The sequence below is a fragment of the Mesobacillus sp. genome, assembly GCF_049588175.1.
Lineage (GTDB): Bacteria > Bacillota > Bacilli > Bacillales > Cytobacillaceae > Mesobacillus.
In genome coordinates, this window is record NZ_JBAVFI010000600.1 from 1 (window position 1) to 1,596 (window position 1,596).

General features: G+C 38.7%; 3 protein-coding genes and 1 tRNA gene. 2 read left to right on the forward strand and 2 right to left on the reverse strand.

Features of this window, described 5'->3' with window-relative positions:
- Positions 1-360, forward strand: a 360-nt coding sequence (locus WB217_RS14590; protein ID WP_423993961.1) for a Ger(x)C family spore germination C-terminal domain-containing protein, incomplete at its 5' end; no start/stop codon positions are given.
- Positions 361-602: 242 nt separating this feature from the next.
- On the opposite strand, the gene WB217_RS14595 is transcribed toward WB217_RS14590, so the two are convergent.
- Positions 603-699: transfer RNA gene (locus tag WB217_RS14595), tRNA-Sec, on the reverse strand.
- Positions 700-836: 137 nt separating this feature from the next.
- On the opposite strand from WB217_RS14595, the gene WB217_RS14600 reads away from it, so the two are divergent.
- Positions 837-1,265, forward strand: a complete 429-nt coding sequence (locus WB217_RS14600) for a DUF2621 domain-containing protein (RefSeq protein ID WP_423993965.1) — start codon at positions 837-839, stop codon at positions 1,263-1,265.
- A 70-nt stretch (positions 1,266-1,335) separates the two neighbouring features.
- Here WB217_RS14600 and WB217_RS14605 read toward each other — a convergent pair.
- Positions 1,336-1,596: YhcN/YlaJ family sporulation lipoprotein (locus WB217_RS14605; protein WP_423993963.1), on the reverse strand; the 261-nt coding region annotated here is incomplete at its 5' end.

Consider the following 1,596-nt stretch of genomic DNA (forward strand, 5'->3'; position numbering starts at 1 on the left):
GTTCTTGACACTCTCTATTCAAATGCAAAGTATAAAGTAAGAATTGTACACGGTAAACCAGAATTTACGATTAATTTAAAAATGAAAACAAGACTTTATGAGTTCGCTCCGTCAGAGAAACAAAGGCAGTCTTTTGATAAAAAAAAGTATCAAAAACAGGTTGAACAGGAATTAGAAAAAAGCGCCATTAATATCGTAAACCAATTTAAGAAGCATCAAGTTGATCCTTTAGGTTTAGGAGCAAAATATAAAGAACATTATCGAGGATTTAATGAAAAAGAATGGAAAATGTATTATCCTGACGTAAAAGTTCATGTAAAGGCAGATGTAGAAATCGTACAAACAGGATCTATTGACTAATAGCGATTAAAAATGAGCCATTCGGAATGCATAACAATTAATACTTTTATGAGTAACTGCCACCACCTGACCAATTCCATTAAAGGAATTGCGGTGGACTACTTAGAGATAATCTACTTGAATAATCTTTGAAGGCACAAAAGCAGAATGTAAATTTTCGGGCACGGGCAAATAAAAAAAGACCGAGTGCCCTCTGGTCTATGTAAGAAAAGAATTCGCTAAAATCCCTGGTATGATTGAGTTGGCGGGACCGCCTGGGAATCGAACCCAGCTAACCTGGCACGCAGGTCACAAGCGGTTTTGAAGACCGTGGAGGACACCAGTACCCCATTCAGTCCCATTTTAAGAACAAGGTCTATTATACTTACAAGCTGCCTTTTTTACAAGAGAGTTACTCAATTTGTCACATGACTTGTCTTACACCCTGCGCCAATACTATAATATAGGGAGATATTTTAAATGTGTGGGTGAAGGGTATGCAGCTTGAAGGCTGGTTTTTATGGTTTATTTTATTTTGGGTTCTAGTATTAATTGGGTTATTTGCGATTGGCGGATTTTTCATGTTCCGTAAGTTTTTGAAAAAACTTCCGAAGAATGATGGAAAATCTGATATGGATTGGGAAGAGTATTATGTGAATGAAACGAGGCATTTATGGCCGGATGACCAGAAGGCATTGCTTGAGGATCTTGTCAGTCCCGTTCCTGAATTGTTTAGGGATGTGGCACGGCATAAGATTGCCGGTAAAATTGGTGAGCTAGCACTTAAGGAAAAAGCCGATACAATCAACCAGGAATTAGTGATTCGGGGCTACATCCTTGCAACACCAAAGCGGGATCATAAGTTTTTGCGCAAAAGGCTTGCCGAGAAACAAATTAGCACTGCTCCATATGAGACGTTATTCTAAAGAACTATATAGTTTTCGGAAAACGATTAGATTATTAAAGGGAACCTGATTTAGGTTCCCTTTTTAATATTTATCGGGCTGTAGGGAAAACCCTCTGGACCATTTCACTAAATCCATCAAACAGACCGCGAATTGGTTCCCCATTTTGGATTTTATCCCCATAATCTTTCATACGGTCAACGAAATCAGGGTTGCTTGAAACATAGACGTTCTCGATATTACTATCCGTGGATTTTACTCGATCAGAGATCTTCTTCTCAAGATCTTTTCTCACATTCCCTGTTTCATCGTTGCTGAGAACCACCGCAACATAAGCTGCTCTGTCTGTCGT

Bases quoted from the DNA above. Each gene is read 5' to 3' on its own strand.
- WB217_RS14600 (WP_423993965.1), top strand. From the start codon at position 837: ATGCAGCTTGAAGGCTGGTTTTTATGGTTTATTTTATTTTGGGTTCTA.